The 23,321-nt window shown below is 53.9% G+C and carries 27 protein-coding genes; 14 read left to right on the forward strand and 13 right to left on the reverse strand.

Annotated features, from left to right (window positions below; genetic code table 11):
* The first annotated feature begins 119 nt into the window (after nucleotides 1-119).
* The 3 genes from AC3WQH_RS02240 to AC3WQH_RS02250 all read left to right on the forward strand — a co-directional run bounded on the left by AC3WQH_RS02240 (nucleotide 120) and on the right by AC3WQH_RS02250 (nucleotide 3,730).
* Complete coding sequence (locus tag AC3WQH_RS02240; protein ID WP_005827057.1) at nucleotides 120-443, forward strand: ArsR/SmtB family transcription factor; 324 nt, start codon at nucleotides 120-122, stop codon at nucleotides 441-443.
* A 95-nt stretch (nucleotides 444-538) separates the two neighbouring features.
* The gene (locus AC3WQH_RS02245) at nucleotides 539-1,540 is read left to right on the forward strand and encodes an NADP-dependent oxidoreductase (RefSeq protein ID WP_327990802.1); all 1,002 of its coding nucleotides are present in this window, start codon (nucleotides 539-541) and stop codon (nucleotides 1,538-1,540) included.
* Nucleotides 1,541-1,786: 246 nt separating this feature from the next.
* On the forward strand, nucleotides 1,787-3,730 hold the full coding sequence (locus AC3WQH_RS02250; protein WP_007785173.1) for an AraC family transcriptional regulator: 1,944 nt from the start codon (nucleotides 1,787-1,789) through the stop codon (nucleotides 3,728-3,730).
* A 255-nt stretch (nucleotides 3,731-3,985) separates the two neighbouring features.
* On the opposite strand, the gene AC3WQH_RS02255 is transcribed toward AC3WQH_RS02250, so the two are convergent.
* Genes AC3WQH_RS02255 through AC3WQH_RS02265 form a run of 3 tightly spaced genes read right to left on the reverse strand, consistent with a single transcriptional unit; the run spans nucleotide 3,986 to nucleotide 5,785 of the window.
* The gene (locus AC3WQH_RS02255; RefSeq protein ID WP_129552215.1) at nucleotides 3,986-4,165 is read right to left on the reverse strand and encodes a hypothetical protein; all 180 of its coding nucleotides are present in this window, start codon (nucleotides 4,163-4,165) and stop codon (nucleotides 3,986-3,988) included.
* Nucleotides 4,152-4,943: a DUF817 domain-containing protein gene (locus tag AC3WQH_RS02260; protein ID WP_005827063.1), complete on the reverse strand. Its 792-nt coding sequence runs from the start codon at nucleotides 4,941-4,943 to the stop codon at nucleotides 4,152-4,154. The genes AC3WQH_RS02255 and AC3WQH_RS02260 overlap by 14 nt, the downstream gene beginning before the upstream one ends.
* Complete coding sequence (locus tag AC3WQH_RS02265) at nucleotides 4,940-5,785, reverse strand: sulfurtransferase (protein ID WP_005827065.1); 846 nt, start codon at nucleotides 5,783-5,785, stop codon at nucleotides 4,940-4,942. Before AC3WQH_RS02265 ends, AC3WQH_RS02260 begins: the two co-directional genes overlap by 4 nt.
* A gap of 97 nt (nucleotides 5,786-5,882) precedes the next feature.
* On the opposite strand from AC3WQH_RS02265, the gene AC3WQH_RS02270 reads away from it, so the two are divergent.
* Complete coding sequence (locus AC3WQH_RS02270; RefSeq protein WP_005827067.1) at nucleotides 5,883-6,491, forward strand: DUF502 domain-containing protein; 609 nt, start codon at nucleotides 5,883-5,885, stop codon at nucleotides 6,489-6,491.
* A gap of 90 nt (nucleotides 6,492-6,581) precedes the next feature.
* Here the strand turns inward: AC3WQH_RS02270 and AC3WQH_RS02275 are convergent, their stop codons facing one another.
* Nucleotides 6,582-6,827, reverse strand: a complete 246-nt coding sequence (locus AC3WQH_RS02275; RefSeq protein ID WP_005827069.1) for a hypothetical protein — start codon at nucleotides 6,825-6,827, stop codon at nucleotides 6,582-6,584.
* 152 nt (nucleotides 6,828-6,979) lie between these two features.
* Nucleotides 6,980-7,417, reverse strand: a complete 438-nt coding sequence (locus AC3WQH_RS02280) for a DUF2621 domain-containing protein (protein WP_007785178.1) — start codon at nucleotides 7,415-7,417, stop codon at nucleotides 6,980-6,982.
* Between the two features lie 174 nt (nucleotides 7,418-7,591).
* Between AC3WQH_RS02280 and AC3WQH_RS02285 the strand changes: the two genes are divergently transcribed.
* From AC3WQH_RS02285 to AC3WQH_RS02295, 3 genes are all read left to right on the forward strand, one after another.
* Nucleotides 7,592-7,966, forward strand: coding sequence for a hypothetical protein (locus AC3WQH_RS02285; RefSeq protein WP_005827074.1), 375 nt, complete (start codon nucleotides 7,592-7,594; stop codon nucleotides 7,964-7,966).
* A gap of 98 nt (nucleotides 7,967-8,064) precedes the next feature.
* Nucleotides 8,065-9,027: a tetratricopeptide repeat protein gene (locus AC3WQH_RS02290; protein WP_005827076.1), complete on the forward strand. Its 963-nt coding sequence runs from the start codon at nucleotides 8,065-8,067 to the stop codon at nucleotides 9,025-9,027.
* A gap of 170 nt (nucleotides 9,028-9,197) precedes the next feature.
* A complete protein-coding gene (locus tag AC3WQH_RS02295; RefSeq protein ID WP_007785186.1) occupies nucleotides 9,198-9,587 on the forward strand; it encodes a VOC family protein in 390 nt (129 codons plus the stop codon).
* 90 nt (nucleotides 9,588-9,677) lie between these two features.
* Here the strand turns inward: AC3WQH_RS02295 and AC3WQH_RS02300 are convergent, their stop codons facing one another.
* From AC3WQH_RS02300 to AC3WQH_RS02310, 3 genes are read right to left on the reverse strand one after another with little or no spacing between them, the layout of a single operon-like run.
* Nucleotides 9,678-10,484 carry an ABC transporter permease gene (locus tag AC3WQH_RS02300; RefSeq protein WP_005827080.1) on the reverse strand — a complete coding sequence of 269 codons (807 nt, stop codon included), beginning with the start codon at nucleotides 10,482-10,484 and terminating at the stop codon, nucleotides 9,678-9,680.
* Nucleotides 10,465-11,268, reverse strand: a complete 804-nt coding sequence (locus tag AC3WQH_RS02305; protein WP_005827083.1) for an ABC transporter ATP-binding protein — start codon at nucleotides 11,266-11,268, stop codon at nucleotides 10,465-10,467. Before AC3WQH_RS02305 ends, AC3WQH_RS02300 begins: the two co-directional genes overlap by 20 nt.
* Nucleotides 11,269-11,273: 5 nt before the next feature.
* The gene (locus tag AC3WQH_RS02310) at nucleotides 11,274-12,266 is read right to left on the reverse strand and encodes an ABC transporter substrate-binding protein (protein ID WP_005827085.1); all 993 of its coding nucleotides are present in this window, start codon (nucleotides 12,264-12,266) and stop codon (nucleotides 11,274-11,276) included.
* A gap of 126 nt (nucleotides 12,267-12,392) precedes the next feature.
* Here AC3WQH_RS02310 and rnz point away from each other — a divergent pair, with 126 nt between their 5' ends.
* The 3 genes from rnz to AC3WQH_RS02325 all read left to right on the forward strand — a co-directional run bounded on the left by rnz (nucleotide 12,393) and on the right by AC3WQH_RS02325 (nucleotide 14,556).
* Nucleotides 12,393-13,352: a ribonuclease Z gene (rnz, locus tag AC3WQH_RS02315; protein ID WP_007785190.1), complete on the forward strand. Its 960-nt coding sequence runs from the start codon at nucleotides 12,393-12,395 to the stop codon at nucleotides 13,350-13,352.
* A gap of 327 nt (nucleotides 13,353-13,679) precedes the next feature.
* Nucleotides 13,680-14,336 carry a YczE/YyaS/YitT family protein gene (locus tag AC3WQH_RS02320; RefSeq protein ID WP_025848460.1) on the forward strand — a complete coding sequence of 219 codons (657 nt, stop codon included), beginning with the start codon at nucleotides 13,680-13,682 and terminating at the stop codon, nucleotides 14,334-14,336.
* 130 nt (nucleotides 14,337-14,466) lie between these two features.
* Complete coding sequence (locus tag AC3WQH_RS02325; RefSeq protein ID WP_007785194.1) at nucleotides 14,467-14,556, forward strand: YjcZ family sporulation protein; 90 nt, start codon at nucleotides 14,467-14,469, stop codon at nucleotides 14,554-14,556.
* Between the two features lie 89 nt (nucleotides 14,557-14,645).
* Here the strand turns inward: AC3WQH_RS02325 and AC3WQH_RS02330 are convergent, their stop codons facing one another.
* Nucleotides 14,646-14,885: a stage VI sporulation protein F gene (locus tag AC3WQH_RS02330; protein WP_025848465.1), complete on the reverse strand. Its 240-nt coding sequence runs from the start codon at nucleotides 14,883-14,885 to the stop codon at nucleotides 14,646-14,648.
* Between the two features lie 191 nt (nucleotides 14,886-15,076).
* On the opposite strand from AC3WQH_RS02330, the gene AC3WQH_RS02335 reads away from it, so the two are divergent.
* Nucleotides 15,077-16,006: a S8 family peptidase gene (locus AC3WQH_RS02335; RefSeq protein WP_007785198.1), complete on the forward strand. Its 930-nt coding sequence runs from the start codon at nucleotides 15,077-15,079 to the stop codon at nucleotides 16,004-16,006.
* A gap of 76 nt (nucleotides 16,007-16,082) precedes the next feature.
* Here the strand turns inward: AC3WQH_RS02335 and AC3WQH_RS02340 are convergent, their stop codons facing one another.
* Nucleotides 16,083-16,409 (reverse strand): hypothetical protein, encoded by a 327-nt coding sequence (locus AC3WQH_RS02340; protein WP_026557037.1) that lies wholly within the window; start codon nucleotides 16,407-16,409, stop codon nucleotides 16,083-16,085.
* 73 nt (nucleotides 16,410-16,482) lie between these two features.
* On the opposite strand from AC3WQH_RS02340, the gene AC3WQH_RS02345 reads away from it, so the two are divergent.
* Both AC3WQH_RS02345 and AC3WQH_RS02350 read left to right on the forward strand, forming a co-directional pair.
* On the forward strand, nucleotides 16,483-16,947 hold the full coding sequence (locus tag AC3WQH_RS02345) for a YaiI/YqxD family protein (RefSeq protein ID WP_005827098.1): 465 nt from the start codon (nucleotides 16,483-16,485) through the stop codon (nucleotides 16,945-16,947).
* Nucleotides 16,931-17,599, forward strand: coding sequence for a phosphatase PAP2 family protein (locus AC3WQH_RS02350; RefSeq protein ID WP_005827100.1), 669 nt, complete (start codon nucleotides 16,931-16,933; stop codon nucleotides 17,597-17,599). The genes AC3WQH_RS02345 and AC3WQH_RS02350 overlap by 17 nt, the downstream gene beginning before the upstream one ends.
* 5 nt (nucleotides 17,600-17,604) lie before the next feature.
* Here the strand turns inward: AC3WQH_RS02350 and AC3WQH_RS02355 are convergent, their stop codons facing one another.
* Complete coding sequence (locus tag AC3WQH_RS02355) at nucleotides 17,605-18,489, reverse strand: LysR family transcriptional regulator (protein WP_005827103.1); 885 nt, start codon at nucleotides 18,487-18,489, stop codon at nucleotides 17,605-17,607.
* A 133-nt stretch (nucleotides 18,490-18,622) separates the two neighbouring features.
* Between AC3WQH_RS02355 and AC3WQH_RS02360 the strand changes: the two genes are divergently transcribed.
* Nucleotides 18,623-19,840 carry an MDR family MFS transporter gene (locus tag AC3WQH_RS02360; RefSeq protein ID WP_007785202.1) on the forward strand — a complete coding sequence of 406 codons (1,218 nt, stop codon included), beginning with the start codon at nucleotides 18,623-18,625 and terminating at the stop codon, nucleotides 19,838-19,840.
* 307 nt (nucleotides 19,841-20,147) lie between these two features.
* On the opposite strand, the gene AC3WQH_RS02365 is transcribed toward AC3WQH_RS02360, so the two are convergent.
* Both AC3WQH_RS02365 and AC3WQH_RS02370 read right to left on the reverse strand, forming a co-directional pair.
* A complete protein-coding gene (locus tag AC3WQH_RS02365) occupies nucleotides 20,148-21,581 on the reverse strand; it encodes an amino acid permease (protein ID WP_007785204.1) in 1,434 nt (477 codons plus the stop codon).
* Nucleotides 21,582-21,797: 216 nt separating this feature from the next.
* The gene (locus AC3WQH_RS02370; protein WP_235694767.1) at nucleotides 21,798-23,138 is read right to left on the reverse strand and encodes a sigma-54 interaction domain-containing protein; all 1,341 of its coding nucleotides are present in this window, start codon (nucleotides 23,136-23,138) and stop codon (nucleotides 21,798-21,800) included.
* Nucleotides 23,139-23,321 lie beyond the last annotated feature (183 nt).

A 23,321-nucleotide genomic window follows, 5' to 3' on the forward strand; every position in this document is an offset into this window, starting at 1 on the left:
AGAAGGGGGGCTTCTTGTAAAATCCCCCACCTCCCACTTGCATTTACAAAACAAGTGGTTATAATTACGTTTAAACGATTAAACCAAAGAACCAATGAACGAACGAAAGGATGAACCGCATGAGCCAGCGAACCGAGCATGTGCTGCAACAATTTAAAGACTGCATTCCTCTGCTGGAAGTGCTGACCGATGAAAATCGGCAAGCGATTATTATGCTGCTGGCACAGAACAAATCGGGACTGAACGTCAATGCGATCGCGAGCCATATAGATTTGTCCAGACCGGCTGTCTCCCATCATTTGAAGGTGTTGAAGCAGTCCGGCTTTATCACATCCGAAAAAAAAGGCGTAGAAAATTATTACGTATTGACTGTCCGCAAACCGCTTGAACAACTCAAAGCATTAATTACCGCCGTGGAAGCCGAGTGCAATGGGTCGCAGTGACTACCTAGAGATGCAAGAGAAATGTGGTAGCGAAATTGTTTTGCACAATTGGTTCATTTGTTTAAACCAATAATCATAAACAGGAGTGATCGTACATGAAGGCCATCGTCATTGAGAATTATGGAAAAAATGCTCCATTAGTATTGACAGAACAGCCAATGCCCAGTGTCGGAGAACATGATGTGCTGGTGGAAATTCATGCTGCCAGCTTAAATCCGATCGACTTTAAAATTAAAGAAGGAAAAGTGAAATTCCTGTTGAGTTACAAGTTTCCGCTGATCTTGGGCAACGATTTCTCCGGAGTTGTCGTCAAGGTTGGCGAACGGGTGAAGGCGTTTAAACCCGGAGATGAAGTTTACGGCAGGCCCCGCAAAAGCCGGATCGGCACATTGGCCGAATTCATTGCTGTGCATGAGGATGATATTTGGCTGAAACCGCAAAATTTGACCTTTGAAGAAGCGGCGTCCATACCGCTGGTCGGACTTACGACTTACCAGGCGTTTTCCGATATTTTGCATCTTCAAAAAGGCCAAAAAATCTTGATTCACGCAGGTTCGGGCGGCGTAGGCACCTTCGCCATCCAACTGGCCAAAAGGATGGGCGCTTTCGTGGCGACAACAGCAAGCGACAAAGGGTATGAACTGGTCAAATCGTTGGGGGCCGATCTCATCATTAATTATAAAAAAGAGAACTTTGAGGAAATGCTTACCGGGTATGACGCTGTCTTTGATACGCTAGGGGGAGACGTCCTGGAAAAATCGTTCCGCATCCTCAAGCCAGGCGGACAAATCGTCTCCGTCTCGGGCATGCCAAACGCAAGATTCGGAAAAGAAGCCAATTTGGGTTGGATGAAAACGGCCATGTTGTCCATCGTGAGCCGTAAAATCACAGCGCTTGAGCGGAAGACCCAAACGAAATATCACTTCCTTTTTATGAAAGCGAGCGGCGCGCAATGGAAGATCCTGACGGAAATGATCGAAGCAGGCCAGATTAAGCCTGTAATTGACAAGGTGTACCAGTTGAAAGATACCGCGCAAGCATTCGACTACCTGGAAAGCGGAAGGGCCAAAGGAAAGGTAATCGTAAAAGTAAAGTAAACAGTAATGCAAGGAAGAAAAGGCAACCGCTCCGCATGAATTGAAACAGGAACGCTTCCCTGCCATGCTGCCGACGTTTTTGGAATGCTCGCGAACTTGCGCGGGCCAGACCCCGAACTGGAATTTTCCGCAGGTTGATCTGGCTCCCAAATTCCCTTATAATACCGATGTGTTTTTGTGATAATCATTCTCATAAAAATCAAACAAATCAACGCTTCTTGCGCAAAAACAGGCAGGTGTGCTCGGATGAAGGAAGAGGAAAAAAAGAAAATCCATGACTTGTTGGCACATTGGACGCACGCGGCTGTTCAGGTGATCGACGTTCGGCATTTTGTGTTGCAGGCGCAAGAGTCGTGGAACAGCTACCGGCTTCCGGCCTCCAGCTATTTTTACGCTTGCAAGGGACAGGCCACGGTTCGACTGGATGGGCGCGAATATGCGGCAGACCGCTTCTTGCTGCTTCACGGCGGCAAAGGCATGGTGCTCGACGTGAAGCTGACAGACGACGAGCTATTCGCGTTTTACCTGATCTTGTACAAAGCAAAAACGTTGCTGCCGCGCCCTGCCGACCATGCGTTGCTAAACGATGGCGGCAAAGAGCCGTTTCAGTTGCCTTATGCGCTTGTGCCGCATGAGCCAACCGGACTGTACCATCTGGCCGCAACGATGGCCCGCGAATGGGACGCACAGGAGCGGCTTCGGGCAAAAGGCACGTTTTTGCAGTTTGTCCACGAGGTCATGCAGCAGCTCATTCAGCACGGGTTTCACCAAGAACAACAGCCGCTCGCCAAGCAGGTCGTCCGCTTCCTGGAAGCGCATTACACAACGCGGATTTCTTTGGAGAGCCTCGCTGAGCAGTTTTGCTACAGCGCCCGCTACTTGACCCGACTGGTCAAGGAAGAGACAGGCCACAGCCCGATTGATTACGTCATCTCACTGAGGATGGAAAAAGCGAAGGAGCTTTTGGCCCGGACGGACGCGAAGCTGCAGGAAGTAGCGGCTGCTGTCGGATACCAGGATGTGCTCTACTTCAGTCGGCTGTTCAAAAAGCATACAGGCATGACGCCGAGCGCCTTTTCCGAGCATGCCCTGGCGGCACCCCCAGTTCCGGATCGTCTATATGGAAAGCCCGGATTGTCTATTGTGGACGAGAAGGGGGAAAGCTATAGTGTTAACGATAATCGTTATCAACGAAGCTTTGGGGGGATCGTTCGCATGAACAAAAAATCAACGCGCCACATGGCAACTCTCTTCATGGTCAGTCTCGCACTGCTCGTGAGCGCGTGCTCCGGCACGGCAAGTCCGACACCGCAAGCCGAGGGGAGCGTACAGGAGCAAGCCGGAGCGGCCCAGCGCGAATTGACAGACGGGTTGGGCAACAAAGTGACCGTACCTGCGCATCCGCAGCGGATCATCGCTTCTTATCTGGAAGACCATCTGGTGGCGCTGGGCGTGAAGCCGGTCGCCCAGTGGTCGGTAGGCAAAGGCGACGTGCAGGGGTATCTGCAAAAAGATTTGGCAGGAATCCCGGCGATTCCGTATGACCTGCCGCCTGAAGTCGTGATGAGCTACAATCCCGACTTGATTATCATGGACAATGCAGAACTGGTAGCGGGAGACAAATACAGCCAGTACGCCAAAATTTCGCCGACGTACACGATTGGCAAAGAAAAGAACAGCGACTGGCGCAAAGAGCTTCTGATCGTGGGCGAGGTCCTGAACAAGAGCGAGGAAGCGAAAAAGGTACTGGCCGATTACGATACGTACGTGGCCGAAAGCAAAGAAAAGCTGAAGCAGGGCATTGGCGAAAAATCGGCGGCGGCACTGTGGGTAACGGCGAAAGCCGTCTACATGGCGCGTCAGGACTTGTCCAGCGGGGACGTGCTGTACAAAGACCTTGGGTTCAAAGTGCCTGCTGTCGTCCAGGAAATTTCCAAGTCGGGCGATGCCAACTGGAACTCCGTGTCTCTGGAAAAGCTGGCACAGCTTGACGCCGACTACCTGTTTGTCGTAAACAGCAAAGGCGTGTCCAAGGACGAGTTTCTGAAGGAGCCGGTCTGGGCGAATATCCCTGCGGTGAAAAACGGACATGTCTACGACTTTACGACAGAATCAAGCTGGTTGTACACAGGCGTGATCGCCAACCGCCAGATGATCGAGAACGTGCTGGAAAACGTATTGAAACAATAAGTCACTCACACCCCAAACCATCGTTCGCAGCAAGCGGACGGCGGTTTGGGATTTTTTATTGCCGTCTGTCATTTAGAATAATTATCACTTATAATGATAGCCAGTTGTTTCTGGCAGCCCACAAGCCGATCTCGCTGGAAACGCTGGGCGAGTACGATGGCGATTACCTCGTGTTGACGAGCGACTCGAAAAAGCTGGCGGACTACCAGGCAGACCCGATCTGGGGCAAATTGCAGGCGGTCCAAAACGGCGGGTCTACATCTGGGGCGAGGAAAGCTCGTGGTTCCAGGACCCGATCGCCGTGCTGTCGCAGGCAGAGCTTCTGGCGGATTGGCTGGTCGCGGAAGCGAAAAAGTAGAGAGATTCCCAGCGCAAAAAGGCAACGAACCTACCGTTGCCTTTTTTGCTATTGCCCGCCTGCTCACTTTGTCTCAACCGACTTGCCGCCTGTCCGTCGCGCTTTTACATGCTTCAACTCCGCCACGATGATGAAGCTGACGATGACGAGCAAAAACCACGAGCTGATTTTGCTAAGATGCACCAGCTCCCAGCCGGAGCGCTGGTTCGGGTACGCCCAGGCGCCGAAAAAGGTGGCGATATTTTCCGCGATCCAGATGAAAAAGCCGATCAGGAAGTAGCCGAGCGGGATCGGCATGGAAAAGCGCTCGTGGGTGACGCGAAAGTACACTTTCGATCGCCAGAACACGATGAACATGAGCACCATTAACACCCAGCGCAGGTCCCAGATGAAGTGATGGGTGAAAAAATTGAGGTAGATCGCCGCACCGAGCGAGGTCACCCAGATCGGCTTCGGCCAGTTGGTCAGGCTGACGTCCAGGCGACGCCACGCCTGGCACAAATAGCTCGCGACACTCGCGTACATGAAGCCGCTGTAGAGCGGAACGCCAAACACCTTGCTGTACCCGGCCTCGGGATAGCTCCAGGAGCCCATGTGCACCTTGTATATTTCCAGACACAGTCCGATCAGGTGAAAGACCGTGATTACCTTCAACTCGTCCCGCGACTCCAGCCCGCTTTTCACCATGAACACCTGAAAAGCCAAACAGAGCAGCAAAAGCAAGTCGTATCTGGGCAGGCCAGGGATCGCGACGAATTTGGATACCGCGAGCGAAGCGAAGATGAAGACGGGAAACAGGCAAGACATGGCCTCCTGATACCCGAAGTGCAGCAGGAGGCGAATGAAGCGGATCATTCTTCGATTCCTTCGGCAGGAGTAGGGCCTTTGGCGACAGGCAAATCGTAGGAGCTCCAGTCGCTCCAGCTTCCTGCGTACAGCTTGGCGTCAGCCCGTCCTGCCTGGTGCAAGGCGAGCAGGTTGGTGCAGGCTGTGACTCCCGAGCCGCAATAGACGATGATTTCCCGGTCTGCAAAGTCGGCGATGCGAGCCTTGAGCTGCTCGGGCGGAAGCATGGTCATGTCCGCTGCCAGGTTGTCCTTGTAAAAGAAATGGCGGGCGCCAGGGATGTGTCCGGCCTTCGGATCGAGCGGCTCCTGTTCGCCGCGATAGCGCTCGCCTGCCCGCGAATCGAGCAGCACGGTTTCAGGCGTGCGCTTTTGCACGTCTTCGATGCCGACCAGCATCTCCGGGCGCGGGCGCGGGACAAACGTACGCGCCTGCGGTGTCGGCACGTCAGCGGTCACCTCGTAGCCAGCCTTTTTCCAGGCGGCGTATCCGCCATCGAGCACGGCGACGCGGTCGTGACCGAGGTAGCGCAAAAGCCACCAGAGACGTCCAGCCATCGACATTTCCTGGTCATCGTAGGCGATCACGGTCGTCTGCTCATCAATTCCTGCGCGCGAAAAAAGGGCAGCGATAGCGTTGATATCCGGGAGGGGATGGCGTCCGCCATGCTCGCCCTTTGGACCGGACAGGTCGCGATTCAGATGAAAGTAGAGCGCCCCTGGAATATGATCGACTTCGTATTCTTGCGCGCCTTGTTCGGAAGCGGACAGCGCAAAGCGGCAATCGGCGATGACGATCCGCTCGTCGTGCAAATGATCGCGGAGCCATTGTGGTGTGACAAGTGCTTGCATGGTTCACCCTGCTTTCTGATTTTTTCTTCATCATAGCAGATGACTATCCGATGGGGTACAATATTTCTAAAAAGTGGCGGAAGAGAGGAGCAACGGGATGAAGCGTGTGATCCGATACTTTTTGGAAGGCTTGCTGTACGTGATTCCACTGGCTGTGACGATTTACATTTTATACACCATTTTTACGACGGTGGACAGTTGGTTTTACAATCTGGCCAGCACCCGGTTCCATCTCCATTTTCCCGGCGTCGGAGTGCTGATTACAATTGTGGGGATTACGATTGTCGGCTTTTTGGCCTCCAACGTGCTGACGCGCGGCCTGTTGGCCGTCGTGGACAGCATTTTTGAAAAAGTGCCGTTCATCAAGCTGATTTATACCGCGATCAAGGACTTGATCGGGGCGTTCGTCGGCGACAAAAAAAGCTTCGACAAGCCGGTTCTGGTGACGCTGTCGAAGGATTCGGGAGCCAAAGTCATCGGCTTCATCACAAAAGAAAGCATGGATACATACGGGCTTGCCGATCACGTCGCCGTTTATCTCCCGCAGTCGTACAACTTTGCGGGCAATTTGCTGCTCTTTCCGAGCGAGCAGGTGCAGCCGCTCGACATGGACAGCGCCGAGGTGATGGCGTTTCTCGTCTCGGGCGGGGTATCCGGCAAAAAGGCGACCCCCAAGGCCGAAAACGAACAAAGCTGCCAGGCATGAGGCAGCTTTTCGTCTTTTTTTCTATGGAACATACAAAGGGCAGCTTCCGGCTTTGCGACCGGTAGCTGCCCTGCTCTTTTTTCGCGTCCATTAACTGCTGAAAAAACCGCTGTGGCTGGAATGCTTGCGACGATAGTAGCGATGGCCATACGTTTTGTGACCGAGCTTCCACAGCGGTCCGCGATGGCGATAATCGCTGCTGCTGTATTTGCGGTAGCCGCGCCCACCCATTTTCCAAAAAAACCGCGCGCCTTTTTTCAACAGAGCCACGACAATGATGACCGCGACAACAAACAGCACGAACCCGATCCCCAAAATGGTCAGTATGACTGACATCTGCATCGTCTCCTTTTGCCCAGCCCGTTTCGCGTTGAAAAAGCTTTTTGCGCAGGCCAGTGATCCGTATAAGTATTCTTACGGATGGGCAGAGAGGAAGTTTCAGACGGAGCAAGCCGGCTTTCGGGCAGGCGGGGCAGTGCCTGCTGCCTTTACGCGTTCAAATATTTCTCGTAAGGGGTGTAGTCGATTTGCTTGGATTGCAAGTGGGCGATGAGCCATTTGTGGTCGCGCTTGGGAGTAGCGACGATGTATCCTTTGACGATCAGCTCTGTCGTAATCGAGGTCGCTTTCTCTTCCAGGGCGATCTGCCCGATTTTGGCTGCGATCGAGCGTCTTGCCACATCGCGGAATAGCTGCGGAACAGGCTCAACCAGCTCGTTGAGCAGCGTCAGGCCTTCTTCTGTCCACAGCGAGCGCGTCTGCTCGATGTAGTAGTCCTGCCAGTCGAGATCGGACTTCCCGTCCTGTTTCGGCATGGACTTGAGGAATTTGCGAAACATGAAGTAGCCGCCGATCCCCATCAACCCGACAAGCACAAACGTCCACCCGACAATAAACAGGGAAAACCCTGTCGACATTTCACTCATGTGCGTACACCTCGTAACCGTAATCCATAAAAATGCGCATATAGGTAAAGTGTACCTTATTTTCAGTCGAGCAACAAACTTTTTGTGCTTTTGCCCATCCTGCTGGTTTTCTCTTCCCAAGTACACATACAATTTAGTATGATTAGAATTAATCTTTATTGGGAGTGGACGCTCATGTTCAAGCTTGGACAACGCGTCGTCATTGTTGCCGACTCCTTCGAGCAAGGCTTGCCGATAGGCGAATACGGGTATTTGATCGCACGCGACCGCAACCCGGACAGTGCGTTTGCATGGGTCATTCGCATACCCAAGATAGATAAGCATATTCCAGTGGTAGAAGAAGACATCGCCCTGGAAGAAAAACTGCTGGAGGAGGAAGCGCAGCGTGTCTCGCAGGAAGCTTTGCTTGATTACGCTCTGGCGACGCGCAACGAAGCCCTCTTCAGGCAACTGATGGGCATGTCGGATGCAGAAGAGGCAAATGACGAACCAGCGAAGGAATCAATGGAGGATTTTATCCGTAAAGTAAATCTGAAAGCCTGGATATAACGATCTGCGGTTTTCCTTTTGGGGAAAATCGTTCTTCTTTGCAGGACGGGGCTTGTCCCTTGATACTATTGTGAAGGAAATGAAAGCGAGGCTGTTTCATGTCTGAATTTGTGACGTTTACCAATGAATTTGGTCAAACCATCGAGATGTCCCGGGAGGACTACCAGAAAAAAGTGATTCCGCACAATCTGGATATGTATTGGGACCAAAAAGAAAAGCTTCGTGACTTTGCGATGGAGTTGGTGAAGGAGCAATTTCATGAGCAGGCGGCTGTTGCGGCGGACAGGCTGCTTGAGCTGTACGGGCCAATTGAGTCTGCGCTCATTTTCCGCGCGGTTGTTCACATGCAGGCGAGAGAATTTGAGCGGGCGAAAACGATCCTGACCGATTGCCTGGAGCGCTTCCCTTCGTCGGGGACGGCCTGCACCAATCTGGCGAAGATTTACGCGTATGAGGGAGAAGAAGACAAAGCGTTCGAAATCTTGAATACGGGCCTGCAAAAAGACCCGAACCAGGAAAACGGCCTGAACATGTACGTCGAGAGCTTTTTGCAGAGCGGCAAGCGCGAGGAGTTGCGCTCTCGCCTGGAAGCGCTCTGTGTCAAGGAAGGCGCCTGGAGGCCGCAGTTGCATCTGGCCCGCCTCGCTCTGACCGAAAACGATCTGCTGAACGCGATGAAATGGTACACGGTGGCTATCGAAGGAGCCAAAGACCGCTTCGAAGTGGTCATGACGGTAACGGGCGAGCTGGGACAGGCAGGCTATGTGTATCAACTGATCCAAATCTGTGAGAAGTTTTGGACGCCGGAGTTTCCGTATCCGTATGCCGGCTTCAACTATGCCAACGCCTTGTTGGCGACCGACCAGAAGGAAAAGGCGATTGCGATTCTGCGCACGATGCAGGAGCATCTGCCGGACAACTACAAGCCGATGGTCGACCATTTCCTCGCCCGGGTTCCCGGAGCGTTGGAAGTGGAAGCGGCAGCGCAGCAAAAAGTGGCAGCCAACAGCCAGCCTGGCGATCAGGCGGCGAAAAAGAGCTGGTGGAAGTTTTGGAAGTAGCCGAAAACGCGTACATAGCGCCCGACATCTGGCTGTCGGGCGTTTTTCTATGCGGTTGCAACAGCCTGTGCGGCGAACGGCAGGGGACAGCCACGCGCGCTTGGCGCAAAAGCCGCGAGCGAACGGGGCCGCCCGCGCCAAAAGACCGCGAGCAAAAAGGAGGACGAAGCATGCTGCACCATCTGGAGTTGTATGTAGCGGATTTGAAGCGATCCGCGGAGTTTTGGGGGTGGCTCTTGGAGGAACAGCTCGGCTATGAGCGCTACCAGCAATGGGCGAGCGGGATCAGTTGGAAGCACGGCAACACGTATCTGGTGTTCGTGCAGGCAGAGGAACGGTTTCTCGATGTGCCGTATCACCGCTGTCGCGTCGGATTGAACCATCTGGCTTTTCACGCGCGCAGCCGGGAGCAGGTGGAGGCGATTCGCGAGGAGCTGTGGCGGCGAGGCGTGCCGCTGCTCTACGAGGACCGCTATCCACACGCGGGCGGCCGGGAGCATTACGCGCTGTTTTGCGAAGACCCGGATCGGATCAAGGTGGAGATCGTAGCGCCGGAGTAAGAGAGTGGCGAAAGCGCCCCGGCAAGACACACAACCAGCGAAACAGCGCGACCATCCCCGGATGATGATCGCGCTGTTTCGTACCTCCATCTATTTAAACTGGCTGGTGAGCCGCCGCTCGAGAAAGGCGACGCCCTGGTACATCAGCGTGGCGACGACCGCGATGATGGCGAGGCTCATCATGACCATGGTAAAATTAAACACTTGGAATCCGTAAATAATCAGATAGCCCAACCCTTGCTGGGAAACGAGAAACTCGCCGACGATGACGCCCACCCAGGAAAGGCCGACATTTACCTTCAACGTGGCAAGCAAGGTCGGAATCGTCGCAGGGAGAATGACGAGGCGGAAAATTTGCCGTTTGTTGCCGCCGAGCGTCTGGACGACCTTGACGTAGTTTTGGTTGACCTCGCGAAAGCCGGAGTAGACGTTGATCGTGGTGATGATGATCGAGATCGCGCAGCCCATGGCGATGACAGACATCAGCCCCGGCCCGAAGCCGACGATGAAGACCGGGCCGAGCGCGACTTTCGGCATGCTGTTGGCGATCACGAGATACGGCTCCAGCACGCGCGACAGAAACGGGGACCACCAGATGACGGTCGCGATGACCGCCCCGAGCAGCGTGCCCAAAAGAAAGCCGATGACCGTTTCCCATACCGTCATGCCTACGTGGGGAAGCAGGCTGCCGTCCAGTAGCTGGGACCAAAACTGTGCCCAGATTTTGGAAGGGTAGCTGAAAATGAGCGCATTGATTGTGTTCGTGCGCGCAAGCAGCTCCCACAAGCCGAGAAAGGCGAGAAACAGCAGGCATTGCGTGGAAAACACCCAGTAGCGGCCCGTCGCCTCCTGCTTCAAGTAGTTGCGGTGGATGGCTTCAATGTCCTTTCGCTGCATCGGATACCACCTCCATCTCCTTCCAGACGCGATGGAACAAGTCTTGGAAGCCATCCTGGTTGCGGGCGTCGAATGGCAGAGAGTCGCGAATCGCGGCAGGGACGGCCAGCTCGCTGCTGACCCGGCCCGGGTTGCGCGAAAAAATGTAGATGCGGTCGCCCATGGCAATTGATTCGGACAGGTCGTGCGTCACCAGGATGGCGGTTTTTTTATGCTTGCGCAAGGTGGAAAAAATCAGGTCTTCCAGCTTCAGCTTCGTCTGATAGTCCAGAGCGGAAAACGGTTCATCGAGAAGCAGCACATCCGGTTGACAGGCAAGGGTGCGGACGAGGGCGACCCGCTGTCTCATGCCGCCGGACAACTGCTGCGGGGAAGCTTTGCGCACGTCGGCAAGCTCCATTTCATCGAGCAGATGCAAGGCGTATTGTTCCGTCTCCCTGGTGCGGATTCCCTGGATGTCCAGTCCGAGAAAAACGTTGTCTTCAATCGAGCGCCAGTTGAACAAATAGTCTTGCTGGAGCATGTAGCCGACCTGCCGGGACGTTCCGCGAACGGGTTTTCCATCGATCAGCACGTTTCCGGCAGTCGGCGTCTCCAGTCCGGCAACGAGGGAGAGCAGTGTCGTTTTGCCACAACCACTAGGGCCAACCATACAGATGAACTCGCCTTCCTCCACGCGCAGGTTGATGTCCTGCACCGCCATGAACGCCCTGGTCGTAGATAAATAGAGATGGGTCACGTGGGAAAGTTCAATCTTGGCCGGCGTAGAAGGAATCTGGTTCATGACGATTAATTCCCTTCCTTGGATTGTTTGGCGAAGGTGGTGTTGACCAGCTTGGTGTAATCCGCCCGTTGCTTCAACTCACCTGCCGCATCCATAATTTCTTGAAGCTGGTTCCATTCCTGTTCGTCCAACACTGGATCGGCGGCGTAGGAACCTTGCTCCAAATAGCGCTGTACGGCGTTCTCCAAAATTTGCGGGTCGATCTGCTCGAAGTATTTTCCGATGACTTCAGCCGTTTCCTTGGCGCTGTGGCTGGCAACCCACTGTTGCCCTTTGTAGACCGCATTGGTAAACTTTTGGATAGCCGAAGGATTGCTGTCGATATAGCTTTGCTTCGTCATGTAGACGGTGTAAGGGACGGTGCCGCTCTCCTTGCCGAATGAGGCGACGACGTGGCCGATCCCTTCCTGTTCGAAGCGGGACGCTTCCGGCTCGAACAACTGTACAAACTCGCCGGTTCCGGAAGCAAAGGAAGAGGCAATGTTTTTGAACTCGATATTCTGGATCAGCTCCAGATCGCTTTGTGGATTGATATTGTGCTTTCCCAGCACGTACTCTCCGACCATTTGCGGCATGCCGCCCTTGCGTTGACCGAGGAAGACGCTGCCTTTGAGCTGTTCAAACGAAAACGAGTCCGTTTTGTTGCGCGCGACGAGGAAAGTACCGTCTGTCTGGGTCAACTGGGCGAAGTTGACGACGACGTCTGCCGCCCCTTGCTGCGAGACGTAGATGCTCGTTTCCGAACCGACCAGAGCGACCTCGATCCCGCCGGACAGGAGCGCAGACATCACCTTGTCGCCGCCGGGAATCGTGGACAGCTCCACGTCCAGGCCTTCTTCCTTAAAAAATCCCTTTTCCAGCGCAACGTATTGGGGAGCGTAAAAAAGGGAGCGGGTTACTTCGCCAATTCTTATTTTTTCAGAAGTGCTGGAGCAGCCGGTCAAAGCGGCGAACAGAGCCAGACAGGCAGCCAGCCCCAGCGCAAAAAATCGTTTCATTATCGGGAGTCCCTCCTTGCTAGGCTGTTGTTTGTTGTAAGTTATGCGCCCAGACAAAAAAGGGTGAATGCTTACAGACCGTGACAGGCTTGTGGGAAGCTCCGCCAAAGGAGAGGTGCAATAGTCGTGATCGTGACATTTTTAGGGACTGGATCAGGTGCGCCCACTACCCGCCGCAATGTGAGCGGAATCGGGCTTCGCTTTTTACAAGCAGGAAAATGGTGGCTGTTTGACTGCGGGGAAGGGACACAGCATCAACTGCTGCGCTCTCCGATGAAAATCAGCCAGTTGGACAAAATTTTCATTACGCATTTGCACGGCGATCACCTGTACGGACTGATCGGCTTGCTCGCTTCCAGATCGCTGCGTAACGGGGAGGCGCCTCCGCTTGCGCTGTACGGGCCGCCGGGGCTGGACCGCTATTTTCGCGCGATCATGGACATAAGCCCGGTGCATTTGCAATACCCGCTGGATCTGTGCATCGTCAGCGAAGGCGTCGTGTACGAAGACGAGGACGTGATCGTCACATGTCGCAAGGCGAAGCACCGGGTGCCTTCGTTCGCGTACAGCGTCCTGGAAAAAGACAAGCCGGGGGCGTTTCTGGTCGAGCGGGCGAAAGCAGCGGGGGTGCCGTCCGGACCGCTGTTCGGCGCGTTGAAGCGGGGCGAGCAGGTCATGCTGCCAGACGGGCGCGTGCTGGATGGCAAAGACTTCGTCGGCGCTCCGCAGCCTGGCCGCAAAATCGTCTTCAGCGGCGATACGGAGCCGTGCCAAAGTGTCGAGGAGCTGGCAGCAGGGGCTGACTTGTTGGTACACGAGGCTACTTACGCGGATCGCGACAAGGAGCTGGCTGTGCGCAGCGGGCATTCCACGGCGAAGGAGGCCGCCGAGCTGGCGAAGCGGGCAGGCGTGAAGGCGCTCTGTCTGACGCACTTCAGCCCGCGCTATGAAGACGAGGATGGCGATTTTTCCATGGCCGACCTGCTGGCGGAAGCGCAGGCGATTTTTCCGGAGACGCAGCTCGCGGAGGATTTGGGCAGTATCGCGGTAAAGCGAGTGCGAAAAACGGTGGGAGAAACCGAGTAACCCTGCTATAATGAATAAATTATTACTTAGGAAAGAGGAGGAGCATGCAGCGAATGACGTTGCCCCTCTCACGGGAAGGCGGTTGTCCCTGGGAGGCAGAAGCAGTCAGCCGGGAAAGCGTCAGCGGATCGGGACGAGACGGCAGCTTGCCGAGGCAGGAAGCTGCATGTAACTTTTGCAAAGCCTAAGAGGCATGACTGCAAAGAACGGATTGCTGGAAAGAGAGTAACCGGCTCGTCGCGGCAAGCCCTGGCATTTTGTTCGCCAGGGCGGCGTTTTCGCCGGGAAAAAAGAGAGAGCGCAACGGGAGAGGAAAGGTGAAAGACTGTGTCCGGTAGACGGGTCAGCAGGTCGATTGTCGTGCGCTACGCCATGTTTGTTCTCGGGCTGTTTATCGGGGCATTTGGCTGTGTGCTCGCGATCAAGGCAAACCTGGGAGTGGCGCCGTGGGATACGTTCCACATCGGCTTGCAAAAAACGTTTGGCTTAACGATTGGCATCTGGTCGCAGATCGTCGGCTTGGCCGTGATTTTGTCATCGTATCTGGTTGCCAAAATCAAGCCGACCTTTGGCATGTTTTTGAACATGGTCTGTTTCGGGAGCTTTCTCGATCTGATTTTGTGGCTCGATATCGTGCCGGAGCTGTCGTCCGTTTGGTCGCGATTGGCGATGTTTTTGCTGGGCCTTGTGGTGATGAACATCGGGATCGGGATGTACTTGTCGCCTCGGCTGGGAGCCGGGCCGCGCGACAGCTTCATGCTGGCGATGAACGAGCGGCTGGGCTGGAGCATTCAGAAGGTTCGGCTGATTATTGAAGTCGCGGTCCTGATTGCCGGGGCAGCATTGGGCGGACCCGTTTCCATCGGGACGGTGCTGATCGCCCTGCTGACGGGGCCGATGATCCAGAGGACCATTCCGTTTTGGCAATCGGTCATGAAAAAGCAGTACGGCATGATGGAGCCGATCGAGCGGCGAGCGAGTTGATCTGCCGCTGTTTTTCCTCACAGCAACTACACACGTAACCAGAAATGGGCACGGACTGGGCGAGCGTCCAATCAAGATTGGCTATTCGCACATACAGTATGATTAGTTGCTGACAAAGGAGGGAAAGCGAATGAGTCTGTTCAACGGAGGATTCGACGATTTTGCTTTGATTCTGGTGTTGTTCGTATTGCTGACAATCGTTGCTTGCTCTTGCGACTAACGAGGTAACACCGGCTGCATAGGTTGGCAATAGCAAGAGGGAGAGCGTAGCTGCTCTCCCTTTTTGCTGTTTTTGTTTTGTCAGCGGCGTCAGCCGAGCTTTTCATGCACCTGCTTTTTGACGCTTGCCATTTGCTTGTCGGACAGTTTGACCCCGACCGCTTTGCTGACCTTTTTAATCAGGTCGGCAAGCTTTTTGTCATCTTTCAGGTCCTTTTTCGTAATCCCTTTCGCCAGTGACTTGATATCGTCCATTTTCCATTTCTTCTTGCTCTTTTTGTTGATTTTTTTCAGAAGATCGCTCGTTTTCTTTCCTTTTGCTTTTGCCATGCAGCACTCGCTCCTCTCCAAATGTATTTACGCCTGCCCCTTGCAAATATATGGGAGAAGCCTTCTGTTCGCTTGGACAGATCGACTGGGCTATTCGCCTATTTTGCCGGGCGATGTGCGAATGCCCAAGCAGACACAGGCGGATGTGACATAGGATGTGGCAACGCCATGCATGACAGGAGGCTAGCGGGTTGAAAATCATCAGCTTTCAGCGGGGGATGCCGTTTCACGAAATCCTGACCGATTTGCAGAAAAAAGTAATGACCAAAACGGAGAGACTTCCTTGGCGTTGTTACGACGACTGGTCTTGCCTGTGCATCAAGGAAAACATATACGAGCAGCACTGCGAACATTTTCGCAGGTATGAGGCGATGGTAGAGGAGAACGTGACGGTAAGCGTGCATGCACAGACCGAGAACGAGGACGAAATCCCGTGGGGTGTCCGCTACGTCGGAGCAGAGCGACTGTGGCGAAAAGGCAGGGGCGAGGGCGTGAAGGTCGCTGTCATTGACACGGGAATCTCCCGCAATCATTTTGATTTGAAGGGACGGATCAAAGGCGGCGTCAATTTTGTGCGCGGCAAGCAAAACGGGCATGGCACGCACGTGGCCGGGATCATCGTCGCGGAGATGAACCAGCGCGGGATTGTCGGTGTGTCTCCCGAAGCCCACTTGTACGACGTGCGTGCTTTTGACCACGAAGGCAAATCGTCGCTGTCGACGATTTTGCAGGCTTTGCAGTGGTCGATTGCCAATCAAATGGATGTCATCAACATGAGCTTCGGCATGCCGCAGTACAGTGAGGCGCTGGCGCGAGCGGTGGAAAAGGCGAACGAGCACGGCATCGTCCTGGTAGCTTCTGCGGGAAATAGCGGGGGAGAAGTAGAGTATCCGGCCAGGTACAAAGGCGTGATGGGGGTAAGCGCGATCGATCAGTCGGGCAAACTGGCGTCGTTTAGCGCGCGCGGCAAAGGTGCCAACATGAAAGCGCCTGGCGTGGAAATTTTGTCAACATGGCCCGGAAACCAGTTCAAAAAGTTGAACGGAACCTCCATGGCTGCCCCGCACGTTTCTGGTCTGATGGCGCTCGAAATCGAGCGAAAGCGAAACAAAAAGAAATAGTCCGAAGAGGACGAAAAAAAGCTCCATGGCAGCGAGGTAGCCGCGGAGCTTTTTTCGTGTTCCTTCCATCGGAAAATTATTGATGGACTTTGGTGTCATGGTCTTGCTGGACGCGAAACCATATATTAAGATCATTAATGACGCTTGCTAATTCATGGATCTCGCTGTTCAGCTCACAAGAACGGGCGAAATTTTCCTCTTCCGACATCTGCCTTGTTTTTTCGATGATGACAGCTTCCACCCGTTGGATCTGATCCGGGATGGTCGCGCGGATTTCCTCCCACTCCATCAAAATGTCGGCTCGTTCCGTATGTGAATACTCCTCCCATGGCATATCCAATGCAGGAAGGCGAATACCTAATCGTTCATCGAAAATAAAATAATTGCGCAAAGGTGATCTCACTCCTCTCCACTTCCATCATACCAAAAACGGAGCAGCGCGGGGAGAGAGAAAAGCGCACGAAAGGAAGTGGCGAATGGAAAAAGGACGCGTTCTCATCGATGCCGATGCCTGCCCACGACAGGCTCTCGTCATCGCACAGGAGCTGTGCAAGGAATTCGGGTGGCTTTGCCTGACTTTTGCCAGCTACAATCATCAGATCGGCTCTGAACATCACGTAACGGTAGATGCAGGGCCACAGGCGGTCGATATGAAGCTCGCCAACGAAACCCGTCCGGGTGATGTGGTCGTGACGCAAGATATTGGACTGGCTGCGCTCATCCTCGGCAAAAAGGCGCGGCCGCTGACGCCGCACGGTCTTGTTTTTGAGCCGGAGCGAATTGCTTTTCATCTGGAGGAGCGAAACGAAAAAGCCCGCTATCGTCGCGGGGGAGGAAGAACGCGAGGCCCGGCGGCGCGTACGCGCGAAGATGACCAGCGCTTTGCGGCTGCGCTGCGCTCGCTGTTGGAGAGAGGAGAAACGTATGAAGTGGACGGCTAAGGAAAGTGGATTGATTGTGTGCGGCATCGTCTTTGCGGTGCTTGGAGCATGGATGCTTCGACAGTACATAGCAGGTGAGGTAGCGGGGATGGATCAGGCGGCCTTTGCGTTTTTCGCAGACGTTCGCTCGGAGGCGGCAACGACCTTTTTTCAGATGCTTACGCTTTTGGGGAACGCAACGACCTTAGCGCCGCTCGGCGTCGTGCTGGTTGCAGCCTTTTTCTTCAAAGGGCACAAGCTGGAGGCGGTCGTCGTCCTGCTGACATTGGGGGTAAGCGAGGTCGCCAATGAACTGTTGAAGCTGATGTTTGCCCGTCCCCGGCCTAGTGGCTTTAATCTGATCGAGCTGCCGGATTCGTTTTCGTTCCCGAGCGGCCACGCCATGATCGCTCCTTGCTTTTACCTCATGCTCGCCCTTTTGATTGCGCGCTGGTATCAGGAGAAAAGCTGGTCGGCGTACATACAGCCGATTGCGCTCGTCGTCGTGGTGTTGCTCGCGGCAAGCCGCGTCTACCTCGGTGTGCATTATTTGAGCGACGTGCTTACGGGATTTTGCCTGTCGCTGTGCTGGTATTTTCTCGTCCGCTGGGGCTATGAAAGAAGGCTGGGGAGACGAGATTCCGTCGTCGACCCCATACCGCAATCGCGCTAGATTCGCTAAGTGGTAGAATAACCTAATTCACTCATGAGACTCAGCCATTTTTCCACGCTGGGTTTATTTTTTTTGTCTTTCGGCAGGACGATGTAGGCGGAGCGCTTCGGAGGCTTGTTTCCTGTAATCGGCAGTTCCTTGAGCGTTCCGGCAGCCAGCTCCGACTTGACGGCGGAGCGGGTCAGCAGGCTGACGCCCAGCCCTTCCTTAATCAAATCAATGGCCAGCTCCGCCTTGTCGACGGTCAGCTTGGGCACGTAGTTGCGCGGCAGCGTCTGTCTGATCCATTCGTTGAAGGGCGGTCCCCAGTTCATGTAGAGCAGCGGCAGGTTGCGAAGCTCGCGCGAGTCCACATGAGTCGACTGGGCGAAGCTGCTCTGCGGACAGCAGACGAGGACGATTTCATCGTCCCAGGTGGGAATGACCTCAAAGTTCGGCAAAGACGGCGGCACATATACGATTCCGATCTGAATGACGTTGTCGAGCAAATACTGGATGACGTCGGAGGAATGCCCGGTTTTGGTGCTGATGGCAATTTGCGGATAACGGTAATGATACTCTTTCAAGATCGGTTCGAGGGTAGAGGTCCAGATGGCGTTCAGACTGCCGATGGACAAGTAATCTTCATATGGCTGGAGAGAAGCGACTTCGCTCAGTGCCTCGTGAGACAGCTTGAGGATTCTTTCGGCATAGGGCAAAAGCGTCAAGCCAGCCTGGGTAATTTCCACACTCCGCTTGTCGCGGATAAACAGCGGCTTCCCGACTTTTTCTTCCAGTTGCTTGATTCTCATCGTCACCGTAGACTGAACGAGATGGAGCATTTCCGCAGCCTTGGTGAAGTTTTTCGTCTGTGCCAACGTGTAGAAGGCGCGCAGTTGTTCGAAGTCCATAGCGTGTGTTTCCCTCTTATCTAAATATTTGATAACCATATACAAAAACGTTCGTTTCCCAAATTATACCCTGTTCTTTAAGCTGGGGATATCCCCAAATCATGAGAGATAGCGGGAGAGCGAGGGGTATCAAATGAAGAGGGAAATGTGGAAAGAAACACCGTTTTCTGTCAAGCTGCTCTTGACGACATCCTTTATGATGAACCTTGGTTTTTATGCCCTGATTCCGTATCTGACCTTGTACTTGACGGGCAGTATTGGATGGACGCTGGCGATGGCGGGACTCGTGCTCAGCGTGCGGCAGTTTTCCCAGCAAGGCTTTGCGTTTTTGGGCGGAGTGATGGCCGACGCCTTTGGCTACAAAGGTGCGATGGTTCTCGGCATGGCCGTGCGGGCTGTCGGGTTCGCGATGTTCGCATTCTGTACAGAGACGTGGCATTTTTTTATCGCAGCGATTTTGTCTGGCCTCGGCGGGGCGCTGTTTGACCCGGCTGGCTCGGCTGCGTTTGCGATTTTGACGCCGGATTCCATTCGCAAAGAAGTGTTTGCCTTTCGCAATGTACTCGGCAATATTGCGGTAGTCGGCTCGCAAATCGTCGGCACCGCACTCTCGGCCGTTGATTTTACGTACTTGTCGCTGTTTGCCGGAGCGATTTTTGGCGTGAACGCGCTTGTCTCCTTCTTTTTTCTGTCCCCGATCAGTGCCACCAATACACGGCACAGTATTTGGGAGAGCATGTTCACGGTGATCCGGGACAAGCGTTTTGTCCGCTTCACGTTCATCCTGATGGGCTATTATTACTTGAATATGCAAGTATTTTTGACCATACCGCTGCTCGTGGAGCATGTGACACACAGCAAAACTTCTGTCGGGATTGTCCTGTCGGCGATGTCGCTGTTCGTCATTCTTTTCCAGATGAAGGTGACGCAATGGCTGGAAGGATATCCGCATCGGCTGACCTTGATCGGCATCGGCACGCTGGTCATGGGCGTGGGGCTGTTCCTGTTTACCTTTGCCGATTCGCTGTGGATGCTGCTCATCGACGTCTTCCTGTTCGCGCTGGGCACGATGATCGCCGTGCCGAATCTGGTAGATGTCGTTCCGCGTTTTGCGCCAAAAGATTTGGTAGGAGCCTATTACGGCTTCAACGGATACTCGATTGCCATCGGCGGCTCGCTCGGCCAGGTCGCAGGCGGCTGGGTGTACGATGTCGGGCTGAAGCTGCAGGCGGCGTGGCTTCCGTGGACGATCTGTCTCGCCGTAGGCTTGTTGGTTGCCTGGATGCTCCATTTGATGGAGCAAGACACGTTCAAGCTCGGCAACGATTTGACAAAAATCGCGCAACCGTAAGCTTTTTGACGAGAAAACACGAAATGTTATTGGGCGCCCATTGAAACATTTTCCATGGGTGGTGCGTATATAACGATAGAAACGAAAACGATGGGCGTTAGGAAAGTGAGGGAATCTGATATGGAAGATATGAAAAAGCTGAAACGGATGTTGCTGGTGACGAGTTCCCTTGGATTTGCCGTCTTTGCCATGGTGGTCATAACGGAAATTGTGCGAATCTCCCTGTAGCATGGCCAAAAAATCATGACCATAAAGCGAAAAGCTTGCCTCCTTTGAACAGGAGTGCAAGCTTTTCTTTTATATTTGCTTACAGATTGTTCGCTTTGCGATAGGAGCCCAGTTCAGTGTCTGGCTGCGGCTCCAGCTTGTTTTTGAAGCGAAGCTGGTAGATCAGAATCGCAATGAGCATGAACGGAATGCCACAGTAGAGAGCGATGCGCTGCTCCGGATCAAAGGCCAGGCTGACGAGGACGCTCAGGTTCAAAATCAGCGAAACCAATGGAAGTACAGGGTACAGCGGCGTACGGAACTTCAGGTCTTCCAGCTTGCCGCCATTTTTCAGGTAGTGGCGACGAAAAGCGAGCTGGGACGCGGAAATCGAGATCCAGCCTACCTGAGCACCCAGGCCAGCGATGGACAGAAGCACCATGAACACGGTATCTTCTGCAAAAAAGCCGGACAGAAGCGAGAGCAGAGAGATGGAAAAAGTAATAATCAACGCATTCATCGGAATGCCTTTGCGGTTGACGATCGCAAGCTTGCGGGAAGCCATTCGCTCATTGGACAAGGAGTAGAGCATCCGCGTAGCGGCGTACAAGCCGGAGTTGGCTACAGACAACAGCGCAGTCAGGACGACGAAGTTCATGATGTCTGCTGCATAAGGGATACCGATGCTGTCAAACACGACGACAAACGGGCTTTCGATCACGCCAGCCTGTTGGTACGGAATCATCCCGGCCACGATGGCAATCGCCAAAATGAAGAAGACGAGCGTGCGCCACACGGTAGCGCGAATGGACTTCGGAATCGTTTTCTCCGGTTCCTTGCTCTCGCCGGCCGCGATACCGATCAGTTCGGTACCCTGGAAGGAGAAGTTCACCGTAATCATCGTCATCAACAGGCCGGTAATGCCAAACGGAAGCAGCGGACTGCTGGTGAAGTTGGAGAACATCGGAGCAGGTTGTCCATTTTTCATGTCAATCAAGCCGAACATAGCCGCTCCACCCAAGATGATAAACAGGATGATAGCGCTTACTTTAATGCTGGAAAACCAGAATTCGGACTCACCGAACGCACGGGCAGAAAGCGCATTCAACAGGAACAGAAGGACACCGAAGATGGCGCACCACATCCAGACCGGAGAGTCAGGGAACCAGCGCTGCATCAACAGACCGGAAGACAAAAGCTCGAGGGCAACGGTTACGGCCCAGCCGAGCCAGTACAGCCAGCCTACGCCGAAGCCAAGGGACGGACTGACGAACCGGGTCATGTACGTTTGGAACGAACCAGCTACCGGCATCGCTACAGTCAGCTCGCCAAGGCAGAGCATGGTCAAATACATGATAAAGCCGCCGACCAGAAAAGAAAGGATCGTGCCAACGGGTCCAGCCTGGCTTAACGTATAGCCAGAACCGAGAAACAGTCCGGTCCCGATCACGCCTCCAAGAGAAATCATGAAGAGGTGCCTACTGCTCATACTGCGTTTTAGTTCATTGTGCTGTTCGTTGCTGCTTGGTGTCATAAAACCCTCTCCTTCACGCGAGAAATATTGATTTGATGAATGCGTTTTCAGGCGTGCTATATGTTTTGCAAGAATGATACCAAAAGTATCAGCGCAAGCAAATCATCTTTGTCAGGTAGATTATGGAGAAGAGTGCAAAGAAAATGGGCGTTTCTGTGCAAAAAAAATAAAAAAACGCCAAAAATTTTGGCGTCGTAAAATGAAGAAGCAAGCCGCTTATCCTCTGATTCCCAATTTGCGCAGGCGGTACTGCAAGCTTTGCCGACTGATTTGCAGTTCCTTGGCCGCGCGCGAGATGTTGCCGTTGTAGCGGTCTACGACGTGATGAATATAGGCGGTTTCAAACTCCTGCATCGTTTCCTTCAGCGATTTACCTTCCTCAATAAACGGAAGAGAGCGGGGAGACGCTTGCTCGCTTGCGGTCGCGCTGGCAGGGGAGCGGCGCAAAAAGTGCAGCGGCAAGTGCTCGTAGCGGATCGTCGTCTCGTCCACCATCAAGTTCATCGCCCCTTCGATGAGATGCTGCAGTTCCCGGACGTTGCCGGGCCAGTCGTGCTCCTGAAAAAATTGCAGGACGTCGCTCGCGACACCTGTCACTTCCATTTGAAACAGCTCATTGTACTTTTCAATAAAATGCGAAACGAGCATCGGGATGTCTTCCTTGCGCTCGCGCAGCGGAGGCAGGAACAGGGTGACGACGCCAAGGCGGTAGTACAAGTCTTTTCGCAAATGAGAATTGGCGATCGCCTCTACCGGGTCTTCGTTGATAGCGGCGATGATGCGCACGTCAATCGCCCGATCCTTCGTGTCGCCGATGCGCCTGATCGACTTCTCCTGCAGGGCGCGCAACAATTTGGCCTGGAGAGGCATACTAAGCGAGTTGATTTCATCGAGAAACAGCGTGCCGCCTTCTGCCTGCTCGAACAAGCCCGGTCTTTCCACCGCTCCGGTAAAAGCGCCGCGGGCCGTGCCAAACAGCAAGCCTTCAATCAGGCTGTCGGGAAGCGCCGCGCAGTTTTGCGAGATGAGCGGGCCGGATGAGCGCAGGCTGGCATTGTGGATGCTTTGCACGAACAGTTCTTTGCCTGCTCCGGTTTCGCCGACGACGAGCACGGAGGAGGAGGTGCGCGCTGCCCGCTTGGCGTTTTCGATCACGTCGAGAATCGCTCCGCTTTTTCCGATAATCTGGTCAAACGTGTAGCGGGAGCCGTTTTTCGCAAGCAAGTTTTCGCGGATGAGCCGCTCCATCTTTGTCACATCGTTGGCGATCTCCATCGCGCCGATGATTTGCCCGTTTTCGATGATCGGGTATGTATTGTTGATGGTCGTAATTTCTTTTTGCTTGTCGTTGAAATACGTTTGCCGCGTATTGCGTATGCTATTTCCTGTCCGCAAGCAGGTGAGCAGCGTGCTCTCCTGTCCGCTGTGGAACTGGAACACCTCTGACAGAGGCTTGTGCAGGACGTCCTGGCGTGCCATTGACTCCAGCTCGGTCATTTTCTGGTTGTACACGATCGTCGTTCCGGTGGCGTCAATCACGTGGACGCCCTCATTCATTCTGTCTAGGATATGCTCGTAGATGCGAAGTAGCGTTTCGAGGGAGTTTTCTTGCCTTGAAGACGACACAATGGTTCACCAGCCTTTCTTCGTGACAGTATCATATCATACAAACGACTGCGTGCAAAATGATTATGCACCTGCAAAATAATACGGGAAGGACCTGCAAAATTTTTTTGCTCA

The organism is Brevibacillus sp. FW301-21C12A, from assembly GCF_058788915.1.

Bases quoted from the DNA above. Each gene is read 5' to 3' on its own strand.
- AC3WQH_RS02290 (WP_005827076.1), top strand. From the start codon at position 8,065: ATGTCTGAATTTGTGACGTTTACCAATGAATTTGGTCAAACCATCGAG.
- AC3WQH_RS02345 (WP_005827098.1), top strand. From the start codon at position 16,483: ATGGAAAAAGGACGCGTTCTCATCGATGCCGATGCCTGCCCACGACAG.
- AC3WQH_RS02280 (WP_007785178.1), bottom strand. From the start codon at position 7,417: ATGAGTGAAATGTCGACAGGGTTTTCCCTGTTTATTGTCGGGTGGACG.
- AC3WQH_RS02240 (WP_005827057.1), top strand. From the start codon at position 120: ATGAGCCAGCGAACCGAGCATGTGCTGCAACAATTTAAAGACTGCATT.
- AC3WQH_RS02285 (WP_005827074.1), top strand. From the start codon at position 7,592: ATGTTCAAGCTTGGACAACGCGTCGTCATTGTTGCCGACTCCTTCGAG.
- AC3WQH_RS02350 (WP_005827100.1), top strand. From the start codon at position 16,931: ATGAAGTGGACGGCTAAGGAAAGTGGATTGATTGTGTGCGGCATCGTC.
- AC3WQH_RS02260 (WP_005827063.1), bottom strand. From the start codon at position 4,943: ATGATCCGCTTCATTCGCCTCCTGCTGCACTTCGGGTATCAGGAGGCC.
- AC3WQH_RS02330 (WP_025848465.1), bottom strand. From the start codon at position 14,885: ATGGCAAAAGCAAAAGGAAAGAAAACGAGCGATCTTCTGAAAAAAATC.
- AC3WQH_RS02305 (WP_005827083.1), bottom strand. From the start codon at position 11,268: ATGAACCAGATTCCTTCTACGCCGGCCAAGATTGAACTTTCCCACGTG.
- AC3WQH_RS02275 (WP_005827069.1), bottom strand. From the start codon at position 6,827: ATGTCAGTCATACTGACCATTTTGGGGATCGGGTTCGTGCTGTTTGTT.
- AC3WQH_RS02370 (WP_235694767.1), bottom strand. From the start codon at position 23,138: ATGAATGAGGGCGTCCACGTGATTGACGCCACCGGAACGACGATCGTG.
- AC3WQH_RS02360 (WP_007785202.1), top strand. From the start codon at position 18,623: ATGAAGAGGGAAATGTGGAAAGAAACACCGTTTTCTGTCAAGCTGCTC.
- AC3WQH_RS02325 (WP_007785194.1), top strand. From the start codon at position 14,467: ATGAGTCTGTTCAACGGAGGATTCGACGATTTTGCTTTGATTCTGGTG.
- AC3WQH_RS02245 (WP_327990802.1), top strand. From the start codon at position 539: ATGAAGGCCATCGTCATTGAGAATTATGGAAAAAATGCTCCATTAGTA.
- AC3WQH_RS02300 (WP_005827080.1), bottom strand. From the start codon at position 10,484: ATGCAGCGAAAGGACATTGAAGCCATCCACCGCAACTACTTGAAGCAG.
- AC3WQH_RS02295 (WP_007785186.1), top strand. From the start codon at position 9,198: ATGCTGCACCATCTGGAGTTGTATGTAGCGGATTTGAAGCGATCCGCG.
- AC3WQH_RS02310 (WP_005827085.1), bottom strand. From the start codon at position 12,266: ATGAAACGATTTTTTGCGCTGGGGCTGGCTGCCTGTCTGGCTCTGTTC.
- AC3WQH_RS02355 (WP_005827103.1), bottom strand. From the start codon at position 18,489: ATGGACTTCGAACAACTGCGCGCCTTCTACACGTTGGCACAGACGAAA.
- AC3WQH_RS02250 (WP_007785173.1), top strand. From the start codon at position 1,787: ATGAAGGAAGAGGAAAAAAAGAAAATCCATGACTTGTTGGCACATTGG.
- AC3WQH_RS02270 (WP_005827067.1), top strand. From the start codon at position 5,883: ATGAAGCGTGTGATCCGATACTTTTTGGAAGGCTTGCTGTACGTGATT.
- AC3WQH_RS02265 (WP_005827065.1), bottom strand. From the start codon at position 5,785: ATGCAAGCACTTGTCACACCACAATGGCTCCGCGATCATTTGCACGAC.
- AC3WQH_RS02365 (WP_007785204.1), bottom strand. From the start codon at position 21,581: ATGACACCAAGCAGCAACGAACAGCACAATGAACTAAAACGCAGTATG.